The sequence below is a fragment of the Gimesia aquarii genome, from assembly GCF_007748195.1.
Lineage (GTDB): Bacteria > Planctomycetota > Planctomycetia > Planctomycetales > Planctomycetaceae > Gimesia > Gimesia aquarii.
On sequence record NZ_CP037920.1, the window covers coordinates 3,816,989 to 3,834,453 of the forward strand.

Below are 17,465 nucleotides of genomic sequence, written 5' to 3' on the forward strand. Positions count from 1 at the left end.
CTCTATAAAACTGAAGGGCTTCTAAGGCCGAGATATTTTCTAGGCCTTTTTCTCATAATTCAGCTGTCTGGTTTCCACTTTTGGAACAGTTCCTAGTCACTTACGACCATTTCACCATTCATAACCAGCCAATGTCCCGGAAAAGTGCAAAGGAACGGGTACCTACCAGGTTGGTCAGGAGCTTTGAAAAAAATCGTAAAACGATCTTTTGGCAAAACCACGTCAGTATAGCACAATACATCACTCGATTCAGGAATGTAATGACGCGCTACCGCATTAGGATCGGATACCAAATGATTTGAGAGTTCCCCGACACGTTGTAGTGTGCCAGGCTTAACTAATGCCCAGTTATGCGGAACCACATCGGGATTCACAAGTATAAACTCGATTCGTTCACCTGGCTTTACTTTGAAAGAACGTGTTGCAAAAGACAAATTACTACCCGTCTCAATCGTAATTTTTCTGGCTCCTTTTAAAGGTTTTTTATAGGGGTTGGGGACGCGGTGCTTCACCAAAGCTAAATCAGCAAGAATAGGGTGTGGATTGATCAGCTTTCCCTCTAAGGGATCTAATTTTGGCCCCTCAATAAAAGAATGCTGCGAAAGTTTATGCACAGTGGCAAACAACTCATGCGAGTGTTGCTGATTCGTTTGGATCTTCAGGTGTAGTTGATTGACCGGTTGCAGGTCAGGCATCTCGAGAAAGAGAGACTGGTCATCACCCACAACATGTGCAGACTTGATTGCAACAAGATCGTGACCCCGCATACCCATATGCCGAGTCGAAAATTCTGGAGAGCCATATGCCCCGCTGTAACGATAGTTCCAGCATTGTGCCAAATGATTGACAGGCTGTTCTGCGATTTCTGTGTCCAATGGAGCAGAATATTTCAATAAAATACCATTCTTAAACACCTTGAAACCAACAGGTAATTGCACAGAATCCCCCGTGTAACGAACGCGTTGGAAACATCCCGTTTCAGGTGTATAACTGCCCCAACCCTGCATCCCGGTAACATAGAGTTGACCATCGTATTCGCTGAAACGTCCCCGGTGCACACCTGAAAGAAACTCACCTGGCAAAGGAACCACCGCGCCCTGGACTTGACCCTCAACTTCATCGCGTAAGACCAGAAAATGTGATCCCATACCAAATGAGAAGTGCAATAACTGATCTCTCAAAGGCCCCCAACGATCACTGCGTACTGTTTGTTGGCCTCCTGATGAGTTGTCTAGACCACGCGGTAAATAAACAAGCGGAAGTGCCGGTGGTCGATCATTTTGCGGACCTCCATAGCCAAAATAGGGAATCTTTGATTTCGCTTTCCCCAGGTGCTGACCAGGATGAAAGGCACAAATCATTGATGCAGGAGTCCAACTGCCTTCTGAACAAGGTACCGTAATCATTCCATCTGCAGTCAAACCAATGCCATCCGGGTTCCGAAAACCTGTCGCCATGATATCGGCACGTTGCCCATCTGGTGAAATACGAACAATGCCCTGGTTGCCAGACGACGTATAAAAATGGCCATCCGCATCCCGTTCTAACCCGCAAATAAAATCATGCCCTTTGTCTGACGTTTTGAAAGCATTACTAAAACAATGGTAATAATCAGCTTCCCCGTCATGATTCAGGTCTTTCAATAATGTGATTTGATCGCGGCATAAGACAAAAATACCATCATCATCTATGATCATCCCTTGGCAATGGTGCAATCCAGAAGCAAACCGCTTCCAGGTTGCAGCTTTTGATGGATACCTGAAACCAGTAACACGCCAAACATCACCATGCATTGTGCAAACAAAAGCTGTCCCATCGCGACGAAAACCAAGGCCGCCACCAAATATCGGAATGTTCCAGGGATTCTTTACAGGAAGTTCTATCGTATCAATTGTATATGGAGACATGTTGCCATGCTTAATCGCCGTTTTAAACGTTTGAGGCCACTGCTGAGAATTGTTTTTAAGCTGACTGGCCAATGGATGCTCTGTGAATGGAGCAACTTGCCGCACAAATTTGCCATCTTCAATCCAGGGCGAATCCAGGAAATGTGTCTTTCCGATCCGATACGAAAATGCAACACGATTTCCGATACGGTAAAAACCTTCATAGCGAAATGGCTCATCAATTTTTTTACCATTTGGCCCCAGACCGTGACTTGAATTAGGAACAACAGTCCCATCCATAGTTACTCCGTGCAGAAATCCATGACGTACTGAAGAAAAATTTAAGAAGCCGTCTTTCCAGACGAGATCATATGACAGTGTTTCAGGATTGAAACAGCAGGCCATCTCTCCCTGTTCACCGAGTTGCACACACACTCCACGTGGTACAGTAATCCCGGCACCTCTAAATATGCCTGCTTGCACTGAACCAAGTTTGACTTTCGACCAGGCATCACTGGCCCATGTCGTTTCGTTTTGATTTCCCCAATGTCCGAGTGTCCCACCATCGAGTCCTGGATGATCCATTAATAAACTGGGGGCAGGTTTACCTGACTTGGCCTGTCCTATGAAATAATCAGCCTGTTTGGCATAAAAGTCATAGATGCGATTACGGTTGACATGGTGCTCCCAATGCGGCCAATGCTCAGGCTGAAGAGGCTTACGATTGAATGGGAACGATGCTGCTCCATGTAGATGTGCATGGGCATGATGGAGCACCGAATCGATTTGTGTAATCGGGATTCCGTTTGAATGCCCGAGATTGATAAGTAGTCGTAATAAGTCATGTAACTGTTGTTCCGACATCGCTGCAGTCAGGTTCTCAGGCATGAGTGAGCCGGTCTCGCGTTGAAGTTCAACTTCATTGATGGGAATCACAACTTTATGATTGAGTCCCTTGGTGGGATCGCGGAGTACAAGCTCTTTTTCATCCTTATTGATGATATAACCTGTATGTGTTCGACCATCAGCAGTCAGGACAACATGCGCAATATATTCACGTTTCGTATGCCGTTTCGGCCACAATACCGACTCGATAATCTCATGAGATTTACGCTGTTTCCCGATTTCCGTTAGATCTGGACCAACAGTGCCTCCATGTTTGCCGATTTTATGACAACTGAGACAGGCCGACTTTGCCGCCGAAAACACCATCAAACCACGGGCAGCATTCCCATGTGAATTAGTTTGATCAAGTAGTTTTTCAACAAGCTCTGGTGAATAATTGGGAGTTTTGCCCAATGGTCTTGCTGAACGAGCAGTAATAGAGTGCCTGTGGTTGTGAGAATGGACGTGGACGGCCTTTTGATGGTTCTCGACAGGTATTCCACGCTTCCAGTTGAGTAAAGTATAAGCATCTTTGGGTGGTGCAGTAAACTGATCCCAGGGTTGATGACGTGCTGTACGACTGATGCGAACCCATTCGATTGCACCAGTACAACCAAGACCATTTTCAACGAGACTACCAATGGCCAATCCACCAGGAATTACTGTCATTCCATTCGGTTTTACATTTTGAGTGGCAACAACTTTTCCATCTACAAAAAGTTGAATCCGATTTAATTCATAAACCATGGCAACGGTATGTGGTTTCCCATCGCAGATCATGGCTTTTGAGTAAGTATGATCGGGAATCAATCCCGGTGTGTATGCGGTGAACATACCACTCTGAACCATTGAAAAGAGTTCCCAATGGGCGCCTGATTTTTTGGTATCGCTGGCCACAATGATGTTATAGACATCTTGACGAGGCAGCAGAATGCGACACTCAACCGTAATCGGCGGTTTACGGTATTCAATTCGACCTTCAAGTTGAATCGCTGAAACTTTAGAACCATTCTTCCTTGGTGACCAGGTGCGTAACTTCGGTTTCGGTGCAGGGGGAGTACCATCGAGCTGAGGGATGATCCATTCAAGCCCATCCAGGTTATCTTGTAATCTTTGCTCGACGTCATCCTGTGTATGCCCAATAATTCCGATTGGCCCGCTATAACCTGAATCCTTAATGGTTTTCAGTAATGCAACATCATATTCACCTTCTCCCAAGGGCAAAATCTTCTTTCCATGTTTGTCCCCCTCACGTGTCATACCGTTTAAATTCAAACAAAGTAAATGTGGTTTCATCAATGCGAGGATTTTTGCAAAGTCGTCGATTCGGCTGTGCGCGTGGTGTTGGTTATAAACGATACCCACATGTTGTGCATCATGGTGTTTTTTGAGGTATTCACAAACGGCTACAAGGTTTTCCGGTTCGCCTCCCCACCCGCCGTGATTGTAGAGGCCTAGTTTTGATCCCATCTTTGCCGTACGTCTAACAAGCGGTAGCAGTTGTTTTGCTGCCATCTGGATTCTCTGCTTCTGAGTCCCTTTATCTGGCCCGCGAAGCGTCACCCATATTTGAGGATGTAGATCATGTTTTTTAAACAATTTGAAGGCGGCTTCGTGCTCACCCCAAAAAGCGAAGTACTCTAATCCGTGTTTTTTGTATTCCAGAATCTCCTGTTCAAAGGTGGGTATATGCTCCTGACGCCAGTCATAGGCAATCTTCTTCAGACCGAGCTTAGCACACATTGCTGCTCGCTCAGCTGGTCCACGTTTTTTTCCATCAAAGGGTACGATACACCAGGCGACCAGATTCTGTTTTGCATAAATACTGGGAACTGGTTTGTCTGATGTTTCTCCAAACAAGTTCGATATAATCAAAAGCAGGCTGGCAATTGTTATTCCTACACATTGCTGGATTTTCATCATTGGTCTGTCACCTCTTCGTCGATTGTTTCTACTACTTGGATTTTTGTTATTCTTCAGTAAACAGCTGCTCTAAAACAGTCTCTTTTCGGGCTTGAATATGAGAAACCATTGCCTGACGAGCTAATAGAGGTTCCCTTGACTCAATTGCTTCAATTATCACGATGTGTTCTTTAAGAGCCTGCAGTAGTGTTTCTTCAGAACCTGTCATTCGACAAAAACCGCGAACTAATAACCGATAACGCATGATTTCCTTTAACAATCGTCTATTTCCACTTTCAGTAGCAAGTATTGTGTGAAATCGAATATCGTAGTTAACAGCTTTCGATGCCCAGGATAATTCACCATATGTCTGTAGCAGTAACTCAGATTCACTTCGTAATTGATTTAACACTTTTTCATCAATGGACTGAGTTACCTTCTCGACTGCCGCTCCTTCCAGTTGTTCGCGCAGCTCATAAATCTCGCAAATATCCTGACTGGTAAATTGGGCGACTCGTGCTTTATGATTATTGACCTGCTCTACAAGCCCATCATGAATCAGTAACTTGATGGCTTCCTTCACAGGTGTACGGCTCACTTCCAATTGTTGGGCCAATTCGACACTGTTTAACTCAGCGCCAGGTGCTAAACCACCAGATACGATCGCTTCCAAAAGCGACTCATAGACTGCATCAACCAGAGAGGTCCGCTTGATTTGAGCATTCAAGCCTGTCGTATTCATCTGAATTCTCTCAATCTCTTTTTGATTCACTCGATTGACAACCAATTTCTAATCCCATAAAATGGATCCTGGATCCAGAATACACTATAATCAGACAGTTGGTGAACTACAAGAGTATTTTTGATGATCTCAGAAAATCGTTTTGATCGATGGGGAGTGGACCTGAACTATGCAACCAGTCCCTCAAATGGTTCTCCATTGCTTTTGTTACATGGAGTCACGAGACGCTGGCAAACATTTCTTCCTGTCATGACCGACCTTGTAATTGACTGGCAGCTTTTTGCCCCCGACTTTCGTGGTCATGGAAAATCGTCAAACTCCGAGGCAGGGTATCTGGTTACTGATTATGTTCTTGATATGATCACATTCACAAAGCAGTTTAACCACCCATTTGTCATTTATGGACACTCACTGGGGGCGATGGTGGCAGCGGCTCTGGCAGCTACATTACCAGAACAAGTTCGCGCCGTGATTCTTGAAGACCCACCACTACATACAATGGGTAATCGTATTTCAGAATCAAACTTACTCGACCTCTTTAATGGCTTTCTTCAATTTGCAGGTGACCAACGTAACCTCGATCAAATCATTAATGACTTATCGCAACAAAAACTACGAAATCCACAGACTGGCAAAGAAGTAACATTAGGCAATGTTCGAGATGAAGCTTCACTTCGTTTCACAGCAAGTTGCCTTCAAGAACTTGATCCCGAAGTACTGACTCCTATTCTTGCAGGGCAATGGCTTAAAGGATATGAAACCGAATTAATTTTTCGTCGAATTCGGTGCCCGATATTGCTTATTCAAGCTGATACCTCAGCAGGGGGAATGTTGAACGATGACGACGCAACACAAATCGAATCCTGGTCGAAAGCTGTTTCGCGCATCAAACTAACGAAGGTTGATCATTTAATTCATTGGTCAGCCACGCAAAAGCTTATCAATGCAATCATGGAATTTCTCAAATCTGTATCACAGGATTGATTCAAATAATAACTTCATTTGGGAGTAGAGAGAATGAAGATCGCGACGACTCGTATGCTCATCAAAAATGGACAGGTGGTTGATGGAACAGGAACTCCTCCCATTACCGATGGTGCAGTCTTGATTGATGACGGTTCTATTTCATTCGTTGGCAAGACAACGGAATTACCAGAAATGGCAAGTGATACCACCGAAATTGATGCTAATGGTGGAACGATCATGCCAGGTCTGGTTGAAGCTCATTTTCATCCAACCTATTTCAATGTTGCAGCTCTGGAAGATCTCGACATTAAATATCCTGTTGAATATGTCACGCTGCTTGCTTCCACAAATGCGAAGCTAGCCCTCGAATGCGGGTATACGGCCGCGCGCAGTGGTGGGAGCCTGTTTAATATCGATGTCTGGATGAAAAAAGCGATTGAAAATGATCTGATTTCCGGCCCACGTTTGGCTGCAAGTGGTCGCGAAATCTGTGGTGCAGGCGGATTGATGGACTGGAATCCTGAATTCCGTAAAATCGGAATGGAAGGATTAATTTTATTGATCAATGGCGCGGACGAAGCGCGGGCTGCAGTACGTAAGCTGCTCAAAGATGGTGTTGAATGGGTCAAAACTTACCCCACGGGTGATGCTGCGGCAGCCGATGCTAATGACCACCATACCCTATGCATGACTTTTGACGAAATGCATGCAGTTGTTGAAACCGCTCATAATCACAATATGAAAGTAACTGGCCACTGCCGCGCGACAGAGGGCATTAAGAATGCACTATTAGCTGGTTATGACACACTTGAACATGGAACATTTATTGATAATGAAACCCTGGACTTACTATTAGCACGAGACGTACCTGTCGTTCCAGCACTCTATTTTGAACAGGCAAGCATCGACCGAGGTGTTGAATTTGGTATGTCTCAAGCCGTCATCGATGGCCATAAAGAAACACTCGAAGGTGGAGCAGAAAGTGCGCGCCGCATTCTTGCTGCAGGAGGGCGAGTGGGGATGGGAGGCGACTATGGGTTCGCCTGGAACCCACATGGTGACTATGCAAAAGAATTGGAATTCTTCGTAAATTACGTGGGATTCAAGCCGCTGGATGTCATCAAGTGCGCCACGCAAACCGGTGCCGAAATTATGGGACGCGGCGAAGAATTCGGCACACTCACACCAGGCAAACTCGGTGATGTACTAGTTGTTGATGGTGACGTCGTATCTGATATTTCTCTACTTCAAGACCGCAAACGGTTTATTGCTGTCATACAGGGGGGGATCGTCAAGAGTGGCCAGGCTCGCGGAATTTTCGCAACTCAGAATTCTTAGGATATTCAATTAGAGTTCATTAAGACCCTCTATCTGATCTTGGAGAGTCTTTTGATTTTGCTGCCCAATGAATTGCGTTTACAAAAGCAGATCGAGGGCCTGGAGCGCGCTCGCAATGTGGGCTGAATAGTAACACACGTCCTTTTCCATAATTCCCACTGACAATAGCCGGAGAGTCAGTCAATTTACGACTCGTGGTTTTCTCAAGTGGTTCTGACCGGAAATAAGCCAGTATTTTGACATTCTTTTCAGAAGGATCTAATTTACGAACTTTGACAGGACCTCCAGAAAATTTGGCTGGATACGTTCCTTTTATCTGGATTTCTCTATCAGCATCAAAGTCAAGCTTTATTTTTCCTATTCCAGAACAGGATGCGGAATCAATTGGCAATAGACCGAGACGATAATCAGACGAGGAACAAGCTAAAAACATACCTGCACAGATTCCGACATAGCCACCTCCTGCTTTGACAAACTTCTTGATAGAATCACGCCCCCGTCTCCCGAGTCCCTTCGACTGACGATTTGAGAGCCCACCTCCAACCAGCAGAACATCAAACTGAGACAGTTTTCCAGCTTGAATTTCAACAGGACCGATAAGAGACGTTTGGAAACCTGGTACAAACCTTAGTGTATGTTGAATCCAAACCGGGTCATGGCCACTACTACTGACCGCTCCTGGCCCGTGATAAATCGCTAAGCGAATTTTTCCTTGTTCTCGATGGTTAGGCATGATGTCATCATATGAAGAACCTTCTGCTCTCATCTCCAATCTACTTAATAACTCATGTACTGCAGCTCGCTGCTGCCGTGATCGAACCCATAGACGCCTCTTTTGGGGATGTTTCGCTGAGGTAACAACAGAAATCATTTGTGGTAATTCGACATCTTTCATTTCCAGGATATGGTGCTTCCATTTGGGCTCGTCTTTTAATCCAGCGACTTCAGCAGCACGACTCATCTCTGAAACTAGTTTGGGTAAATTGGCAACATTTCCTTGACCATAGATCGTTGAACCATGGGATTCGCTAATGAGAGATTTTGCATCAAATGATTCAGAAAGCTGAATAACCCAATCGGGCTTGACCTCTTCCAAAATCTTATTAACAGATTCAGTCCATTGACTGCGATTTCCCAATCGAGCGATCTGTTTTTTATGAATTAACTCAGAGGAATCACTTTCTCGAAAAACAACAAGTGTTCCTCTTGATATTTCCCAAGTTGCAATTTGAGAAAGAGCGTGTACCCCGGCATTTCCAGCCTCGGATTGATAACCAATCACGGCAATCGTTGGTCCCGATTTCTGTGAAGAACGTTTTAGATACTCAAAAGAATTAGCGAATAAAGTAATCTGCAGAAATAGAAGTGCGAAAACAAATGCTGTAACTCGGAGTAAACTCATAATCCATTCACTTATGTAAGGGAGGAACCAACAAGACCATAATGTAAATTGATGGAGATTATAAGAAAAGAAAGACAGCCACGATAATGAAATCGACTTTGTTGGCAGGTGCTTCGAACTTCAAAGAAAAAACGTCGACCGGATTACATGGTCCGATAAAAGCTAAAATCATAGGCGGTTTTTCAACTCACATTGAGCACTCAATTAAGTTGTTGCATTTTGCGTAAATTTCTTTACTGATTTTTCATTAAAAATAAATAGTAAAACATACAGTTTGAGAGTCAGTCAAAATCATGGGACTTCCGAGGATCATTTTCTAAATAGCGTGTGATACCTCGCCCTAATTGTTTGCCGACTGCCATATAGCCAGCAGTAGTACTATGTGGCGTATTCCAGCAAGTCTCCAACGTAATTCCCACCACATACTCGTGTGTTTCACTTCTGACCCAATTACTGGAAATTGCTTTCCAGCGTTTGTCATATTTTGGCCCTGTCGAGGGAGTGCTTTTACTTAATCGAAAGGGCGTTTTCATTTCCCTGCGGCAGGCTGCAATAAATGCAGCCTGAAGTTGACCCCCTCTTTTTGTAGAAAGCTCTGGCGGTGCTACGTAAAAGAAAGGAAGTTTCGAATTTGCCCCTGGATTATGTAAATCGACAAACAAAACCAGCCGTTTTGCCTGGTCAAATTCTTTGAGATATTGCATGGCTGATTTGACTGAGTTCCACCGCGATGTTTTCGTCCAATCTCGATTATGATCGTGGGGGACCTGTGATTTTCCACCATTACCAGTTGCCACGTTATCTATGTCCATAATCGGTACAAAATAAATGTCAGCTTTTTCTCTCAGACTTACCGCCTGGGGATCATCACTCACAGCCCATTTAATAAAACCACGACCAACCCAACTGCCACCAGATTCCCAGGCATGCTGGCGTGCCTGAACCCAAATCACCATTCTTTGAGCGTCTTTTTCATGTTTCGCTTGTATTACAGAAAGAGCCGGGACTGCACGACCAGCCCTGGTCTTGCACAATTCAAACGCAGTTGCATGCGCATGCTTCTTGCTCAACTCCTTCACTAACTCCTGGGCATCCGTGGGAATAAAGGGAGGCCCCCAAGCAAACCAGACGTTATTTGCGTCGATTTTTACTTTCCACTGGCACGTTTCCTTGTTTCGTATCCCAAGTGGAGTCTGTTGCCACTCTTTTTGATTCGTACTAAATGCTGCTTGATTTGGTAGCGCCCAAATAGCGGAAAATTTTCTGCCATTCGCTTGTTTCAGATCACTCGCATCGACTGTGACTGAGATCTCTTCACCTGGTGTGATACCAGTGACTTGAAAGTACCACCAGCAAGGCCAGCCAAATTGGGGATCACCGGCCGGACGAATAGTTATTGCTCGTTTCCTTTGATCAATTTCGGTGACTTGTGCTGATCCGCCTTCAAAGTCAGATGTGACAACCAGCTTTTCCGCCTTCAGCTGGGCTGGTAGTATCATACCAAATAGCAGGAATCCGCTAAGGAAATAACATATCCTTGACATTGAAACTTTCTAATTGTGAGATGAATTACTTTAAAATGCCCGTAGCAACGTTTCCTTGCCCAGGCTCAACTAATGCGACAGGCTGTGTATTATGAGTATAATGAAGATCTTTATGCTTTAAACCAAATTGATTTAACAAAGTTGCGTGAAAATCGTGTTGTGTCATCACGTCTTCGACCGCCCGGTGACCAAAATCATCAGTCGCACCATATATATGTCCCTCTTTGATTCCACCGCCGGCCATCCAAATGCTGAAACCTTCTGTATTATGATCGCGGCCCGGTTTTTTACCTGCGCCACGATCCTGAATCACAGGCAAGCGCCCCATTTCTCCACCCCACTGCACGACAGTTGAATCTAAGAGCCCACGATTCTTCAAGTCTGTTACTAAAGCAGCACAAGGTTTATCTGAAGCATCACAGCGTCTCTTTAAATATTCAAAAATGTTTTCATGCATATCCCAACCATAATTCCAGATTTGTACGAAACGCACACCACGTTCTACAAATCGACGTGCCAGGATACAGGCGTCGGCAAATTCTTTCGTAACTGGATCGTCGGCACCATAGAGCTCTTGTGTTGATTTCGTTTCTTTTGATAAATCTAAAGCTTCAGATGCTGCTGTTTGCATGCGAGCAGCTAATTCGTAACTGGCAATTCTTGCAGAAAGGTCATGTTCGCCCGGATGACGCTCAAGATGAATCTGATTCAACTCTTTCAGCAAATCCAGTTGATGTCCCTGAGGTTTTCCTTTGAGTTGTGTTATCGGATTTAAGTTGGCAATACGAGGTTCATTTTTACTGACAACAGTCCCCTGATAAATGGATGGTAACTGACGGCTGTCCCAATAAGGTGACCCAACTGGATTTTTGGGAATTGTAATGGCAACGAATGCAGGCAAGTTTTGCGTCTCAGACCCCAATCCATAAGTCAACCAACTTCCCAGAGAGGGCCAACCTTCACGACCACGACCTGTGGTCATAGCACGCATGCCTGCTACATGATTTCGAATATTCGGTAACTGCATTGATCGAATCAGAGTGACATCGTCAACAATTTCCGCAAAGTGCGGTAGCATTTCTACATTGATTTCCATGCCTGATTCTCCGCATTTTTTAAATGTATTCGGAGAAGGCATAATAATGGACGTAGCCTGACCGGCGTTATCATATTTGATTCCATCACCGGGAAACCGCTTACCGGCATATTCATCGAGAATCGGTTTACGATCAAAGAGATCTAAATGACTGGGACCACCTCCACAGAATATGGAAATCATCGATTTTGCTCGAGCAGGGTGGTCCGTTTTTTTAGGCAATAAATCGTATGTTTGTGCTTCTAATTCGGGCTTATCAGGTGCCGCTAAAAGTTGTTCCTCTTTTAACAAACTCGCCAGACCAAGTGTTGAAATTCCAAAAGCACCTTGTGCCAGAAAATGACGACGAGAACTTATAGTTGAATTTGAAGAGACCAGAGACACAACAGACTCCCTCTTTAGAATATCGAATAAAAGTCAGACAACATTCAGAGTTAACGATCGTTGAAATTCATTCAATATATAAAAATTGATTCGTACCAAACAAGACATGACATAGTGCAGCCAAAGATTCCTCCTGTGGGTTTTGCACTTTCTGCGTCTTGTATTCTTTTATCTGTAATTGCATATGTTTTTGTAATGCCTGCATTTCAGCCGGCGACGGTTCACTGCACAATGCCATTTTCCATGCAGTTCGAATTATGGTTTCGTTATCAGTTTTTTGGCTTACACTTGCGATGACGCGCTTTGCGAATGCAACAGATTGAGTACGCATGAATTCACTATTGAGTAACGCTAATGATTGCGTTGCTACTGTTGAAGAAACTCTCCTTTCACAATTCGGCTCCATGCTGGGAGCATCAAAGGCATTCAGCATGGTAACTGGTTGTGTTCTACGCACCTGAATATAAACCGACCGTTTTAATTCGCGACGATCCTTGGATATTTTTCCAGCACCGACTGTAATCAAACCGCTATCAGACAACGAAACGGGAACAGGCACACCAAATTGCTCTCGGTTCAATTCTCCACTGACAGCTAATATTGCATCCCGAATCGCTTCAGCTTCTAATCGTTTCATTGGCATTCTCCACAGCAATCGATTGTCGGCATCGATGGAAGCCGCTTTCTCCGAATGTGTTGTCGAAGTTTGACGATAAGTTTTCGAAGTCATTATCAAACGATGAATACGTTTTAAATGCCATCCATGTTCCATAAAATCAGCAGCCAACCAATCCAACAATTCTGGATGTGTTGGTGTTGCAGAGCGTGTCCCAAAATCACCGGTGGAATCAACAATCGCACGCCCAAAATGGTGCATCCAGAAACGGTTCATTAACACACGGGCTACCAGCGGGTGTTTTCCGTTTGTTAAATAGCGAGCAAACGCCAAACGACGGCCGGTTGTTGGTAATTGTGGGTCATTATCAGGAAATGTATTATTTGATTTCTGTCCGATCACAGTCAGGCCACCAGGATCAATTCGATCTGACTCTGGTGAGGAAATATCTCCACGATAAAAGACAAAGGTCTCGGGAATATGTCGTGAATCTTCTGTTGCAATTCTAATGTATTCTGGCTTAGGAATTTTTGTTCGTAATTTGTCTGCTTTCTCCTTAATCTCCTCATATCGCTTTGTCAAATCATTACCATCTTTATAGCGTGCTATGAATAAGTGCAGATTCCCCAGAGAAAGTAAATCTAACATGGGATACTTCTTTTTGAGAAACTCGGCCTGTTCCGTAGATCGTTCTTTGCGCTCTGTTTCAAAAGCATTTTTGGCAAGCTCTCGATCCTCTTCAGGTATTTCTTTGAAAACGCGTTCTGAAATCAACTGAAGAACTTCGCTCTTAACTTTATTGTGCTGCTCATCAAGGGCTTTCACTTTTGCTGAAAGTTGAGCGACTTTTTCTTTATCTTCTTTCGCTAGTAACGCAGCTCGACGATTCTTGGGAACACGCCATTTGAAAGGATCAAATACAGGAGCAATCACAGCGCGTAAACGGTAAAAGTCCTGTTGGGGAATAGGATCAAATCGATGGTGGTGGCATTCAGCACAACCAACAGTCATTCCCAGTAGCGACGAAGACATAATCTTGACAGTTTCCGTAATCACTTGATTACGTGCGATTGCTGGGTCCATTGGACTCGATCCAGTTCCATCTGGAGCCAGACGCAAAAAACCAGTCGCAGTTAACTTATCATAGGCATCCGGATCTTCATCAATCAGTTTCTGGGCAGAGGCATGTGTCGCTTTGATCAACTCATCACCAGCGAGTTGTTCAATGATAAATTGGTCCCAGGGTTTATCGGCATTCAGCGCACGAATGACATAATCACGATAATGCCAGGCATCGGGGCGAATGAGGTCTTTGTCATTATAACCTTCTGAGTCTGCATAGCCGGCCACATCTAACCAGTGGCGCGCCCAACGCTCGCCATAATGAGGTGATTCAAGTAAACGATCAATCAGTTTCTCGTAAGCGTCAGGTGACTCATCGGCAAGAAAATTGTTAACTTCTTCAGGAGTTGGCGGTAAACCTGTCAAATTATATGAAGCGCGTCTGATGAGAGTTCTTCGATCTGCTGCCTGAGAGAACCACAGTCCTTTCTCTTTCAACTTTCGTCCGATGAAAGCATCTACAGGATTGATTTCTGCCGAGGATTCCTCTTTCAATAAATCAGCGACAACAGGAACAGATGATTTTTTAATCGGACGAAAAGCCCAGTGCGACCGTTCCTCAGGTGAAATCAGAAATTGCCCTGGTTTGATTTCTCCATCTGGTTCCGGACCAGCAGTCTTAGCCCCTTGATCAATCCATTTTGCAATAATCGATACTTCTTCTGGCTTAAGTTGCAATTTTTCATCGGGAGGCATCTCACCGGACTCAACGTATTGAAAGAGTAGACTTTCAGCATGTTTACCTGTTTCTATAACAGTCCCCGACTCGCCTCCCTGCATGATCAATCGCCGTAACCGCAAATCCAGCGCACCGGAAAGCTCTTTTTCCTCACCGTGACAATGAAAACAATATGTTTTGAAAATAGGACGAATGTCATTCTCAAACGTAAGTTTCTGATCAGAATATGCCAAACTCGGCAAGCAAAAGAGAAACGTGCTGCAACCAGTGAGGAATCTTGAAATCGTTTGGACAAACAAAGTTCTGTTCCTTGTTGGGGTGGGAACAAAATGAGGCAGGGTTTCTTCAATCCGAATGAATGAAGAAAACGTATTGATAGGGTACAAAGATAACGTGCAACAGTACGGAAGTCAAATTATTTAACTTTACTTAAACTGCACACTCAATCATTTCTTGAGAATCAGAACCATAACTGTATTCGATACATTCTGGCTCTGCTGAATATGACGCTGCCAAAGTATGTCGTGTTAGTCTGAAACTAAACTTCCCTCAACCGGCTGGATCGGGGCCTGTTCTGGCTCTTGAATCGCGGGAACCTGTGATCGTTTTGCGTACTGTGCCAAGAGAGCAGGTAAGAAGACCAAATCACCGAAGAGCGCAGATGAAATCGTCAAGCCGCTCATAATGGCAAAGATACGTTGATCGCGCATATCACTAAACACTACAGTGGAAAAACCGGCAACTAATACAATTGTGGTCATGATAAGCGCGGTCCCAACTCCCGTAAATGCACGATGGATGGCTTCATGATCGTTTTCGACATTCAGTTGTTCTTCTCGAAAGCGCGTCAAAAAATGAATGGTATCATCGACGGCAATTCCCAGACAAACTGTGAATGCACATACGCTGACGACTTCCAGTGCCTGTCCCGTCAAAACGAGATAAGTACCTGTGACAGCCAAAGGAAACATGTTCGGAATAATCGAAATCAAACCCAGTCTCAAGGATTGAAAAGCAAACGCCAGCACAATGAAAATTATGATCGCAGCGCTTCCCAGGCTGGTCGCTAAGTCAACAACAATCTGATACAGATTTCTCCAACGCCAAACAGCAGAACCGGTCAAGCTAAACTGAAAGTCGGTATGCTCTGCATTGATTGCCGTTAATCCCTCTTCGATTCGAGTAAAGGTGGGACCATACCTGGCAATTCCTAAATCCTGTACATGAAAACTGACATCAGCGCGATGATGTTCGGGAGTATAAAAAGCGCGTTTTAATGGAGGTGGTAATAAATCAAGCATTGACATTCGCTCTTCTGGATCCCCCTCACCAGGAAGGGCTCCCAAAATGTTACGAATTGAAATCGGATGTCCAATTAATGGTTCCTGCTGCAATAAATCATCAATTTTACTGATGGCGATTAATACCTCGGGGGAATTCGATTCTACATTGTCGTTCCATGTCACTTGAATACGTGAATGCTCCAGGCCGCCTAACGCCTTGTCCATATGATTGAGCGCCAATGCTGCCTCTGAACCTTCGGGTAACATATTTGCACGACGTTCATCAGGTCTGAGTGTCGAAGAAATCAAAATCAAAGCAACAGTGATGCCAATACCCAATGAACTGATCAATTTCGTCCGTGTGAGTACCAGGTCGATGATCACACTAATGCGCCCCAAATGACGATCAATGATTCCCTTATTGTGACCAACATGAATTGAGCGTCCGAGCCAAGTACGACAGGCAAGGGGAATTACCGTAATCACAGCGACAAATGTTAAAATTACGCCGATTACACAACTATAACCAAACTCTCGAACAGTTTCATGATGTGCTAACGAAAGGGAACCAAAGCCAATCGCAGTCGTCAGTGAAGTCAGAGCACAAGCAAGACCCACCTCTTGAACTCCTCGACGGGCAGCATCACGTCCACTCAAGCCTGCTGCACGATGCCGTCGGATCTGTACCATCAAGTGCACACCATCCGTAAAACCAACCAGACTCAGCAACACAGGTAAAACAACATCATTAAAGGGATTGTTCTGAAAATCAAAAAACTGAATGACTCCCATTGTCAGAAAGACGCCGAACATCGGCGCCAGTGCCACGATAATGACGGCAGAAATGCCACGAAATAGAATGACCGCCATCAGCAAGATCATTCCATAACCGATTACCTGATATTTAACTTTGTTAGCATTATGTGTGCGAATTGCTGTCAGGTAGGTGGGGATATGGCCTGTTGTCATAAAAGAAAAGTTAACTTCAGGATATTCTTCTGCAACCTGTTGTGCCACTTGCTTCAATCCGGTGGTACAATCTTCATCGTCATCAACATAGAACCAGTCAAATTTCACCATCAATAATAAAGTTTGACCATCTTCAGAGAGTAACTGTCCTCCAACTAATGGATGGGCTATCGCTTTCTCTTTTGCAGCCATCAATCGTTTTTCAGAAGCCCGTTTATTAGGAATGATTGGTTCTCTTAAACCGAAAATATTAAGATTAGGGATATCATCCAACCAGAATACACTTCGTACATAATCAAGCGATTCGATTTTCGCAACGATCGCTCTGAGCGCTTTGATCCCCTCTGTGGTAAAGAACTCATCTGAGTCAACCACGAGAATCGTGTGGGCATCGGTTAGACTGATGGGGTCGACATCAGGAGGTGCTTGACGTATGAGTTTTGGTTTTGAAGGATTGCTTTGTTTCTCTACAACAGGGACTGGTTTAAACCAGTCACGAACCGGTTCCGGAACAGTATACCCCAGCAGTGCAATCCCGCTCAAAATCAGAATCAAAATTGTTACGGTAGCAGGATGGTCAACTAACCAAGTCGAACATCGATTAAATGTACGAAACACTCTGTGTTACTTTCTGCCGGAAAAGAGATTCTA

General features: G+C 44.4%; 9 protein-coding genes. 2 read left to right on the top strand and 7 right to left on the bottom strand.

Annotation, left to right across the window (positions count from 1 at the left end):
• Positions 1-92: 92 nt before the first annotated feature.
• The gene (locus V144x_RS14930; RefSeq protein ID WP_144985936.1) at positions 93-4,694 is read right to left on the bottom strand and encodes a DUF6797 domain-containing protein; all 4,602 of its coding nucleotides are present in this window, start codon (positions 4,692-4,694) and stop codon (positions 93-95) included.
• Between the two features lie 46 nt (positions 4,695-4,740).
• A complete protein-coding gene (locus V144x_RS14935; RefSeq protein ID WP_144985937.1) occupies positions 4,741-5,415 on the bottom strand; it encodes a GntR family transcriptional regulator in 675 nt (224 codons plus the stop codon).
• A gap of 123 nt (positions 5,416-5,538) precedes the next feature.
• Between V144x_RS14935 and V144x_RS14940 the strand changes: the two genes are divergently transcribed.
• On the top strand, positions 5,539-6,399 hold the full coding sequence (locus V144x_RS14940) for an alpha/beta fold hydrolase (RefSeq protein WP_144985938.1): 861 nt from the start codon (positions 5,539-5,541) through the stop codon (positions 6,397-6,399).
• A gap of 33 nt (positions 6,400-6,432) precedes the next feature.
• Positions 6,433-7,719 carry a metal-dependent hydrolase family protein gene (locus V144x_RS14945; protein ID WP_144985939.1) on the top strand — a complete coding sequence of 429 codons (1,287 nt, stop codon included), beginning with the start codon at positions 6,433-6,435 and terminating at the stop codon, positions 7,717-7,719.
• A gap of 19 nt (positions 7,720-7,738) precedes the next feature.
• On the opposite strand, the gene V144x_RS14950 is transcribed toward V144x_RS14945, so the two are convergent.
• The 5 genes from V144x_RS14950 to V144x_RS14970 all read right to left on the bottom strand — a co-directional run bounded on the left by V144x_RS14950 (position 7,739) and on the right by V144x_RS14970 (position 17,432).
• Complete coding sequence (locus V144x_RS14950) at positions 7,739-9,121, bottom strand: BPL-N domain-containing protein (protein WP_144985940.1); 1,383 nt, start codon at positions 9,119-9,121, stop codon at positions 7,739-7,741.
• A gap of 281 nt (positions 9,122-9,402) precedes the next feature.
• Complete coding sequence (locus V144x_RS14955) at positions 9,403-10,665, bottom strand: M14-type cytosolic carboxypeptidase (protein ID WP_144985941.1); 1,263 nt, start codon at positions 10,663-10,665, stop codon at positions 9,403-9,405.
• A 25-nt stretch (positions 10,666-10,690) separates the two neighbouring features.
• A complete protein-coding gene (locus tag V144x_RS14960; RefSeq protein ID WP_144985942.1) occupies positions 10,691-12,145 on the bottom strand; it encodes a DUF1501 domain-containing protein in 1,455 nt (484 codons plus the stop codon).
• 67 nt (positions 12,146-12,212) lie between these two features.
• Positions 12,213-14,861, bottom strand: coding sequence for a PSD1 and planctomycete cytochrome C domain-containing protein (locus tag V144x_RS14965; protein WP_197998440.1), 2,649 nt, complete (start codon positions 14,859-14,861; stop codon positions 12,213-12,215).
• A 228-nt stretch (positions 14,862-15,089) separates the two neighbouring features.
• A complete protein-coding gene (locus V144x_RS14970) occupies positions 15,090-17,432 on the bottom strand; it encodes an efflux RND transporter permease subunit (protein WP_144985944.1) in 2,343 nt (780 codons plus the stop codon).
• Between the last annotated feature and the right edge of the window lie 33 nt (positions 17,433-17,465).

Excerpts from the sequence above, each read along its gene's own strand:
- V144x_RS14930 (WP_144985936.1), bottom strand. The coding sequence starts at position 4,694 with ATGATGAAAATCCAGCAATGTGTAGGAATAACAATTGCCAGCCTGCTT.
- V144x_RS14935 (WP_144985937.1), bottom strand. The coding sequence starts at position 5,415 with ATGAATACGACAGGCTTGAATGCTCAAATCAAGCGGACCTCTCTGGTT.
- V144x_RS14940 (WP_144985938.1), top strand. The coding sequence starts at position 5,539 with ATGATCTCAGAAAATCGTTTTGATCGATGGGGAGTGGACCTGAACTAT.
- V144x_RS14945 (WP_144985939.1), top strand. The coding sequence starts at position 6,433 with ATGAAGATCGCGACGACTCGTATGCTCATCAAAAATGGACAGGTGGTT.
- V144x_RS14950 (WP_144985940.1), bottom strand. The coding sequence starts at position 9,121 with ATGAGTTTACTCCGAGTTACAGCATTTGTTTTCGCACTTCTATTTCTG.
- V144x_RS14955 (WP_144985941.1), bottom strand. The coding sequence starts at position 10,665 with ATGTCAAGGATATGTTATTTCCTTAGCGGATTCCTGCTATTTGGTATG.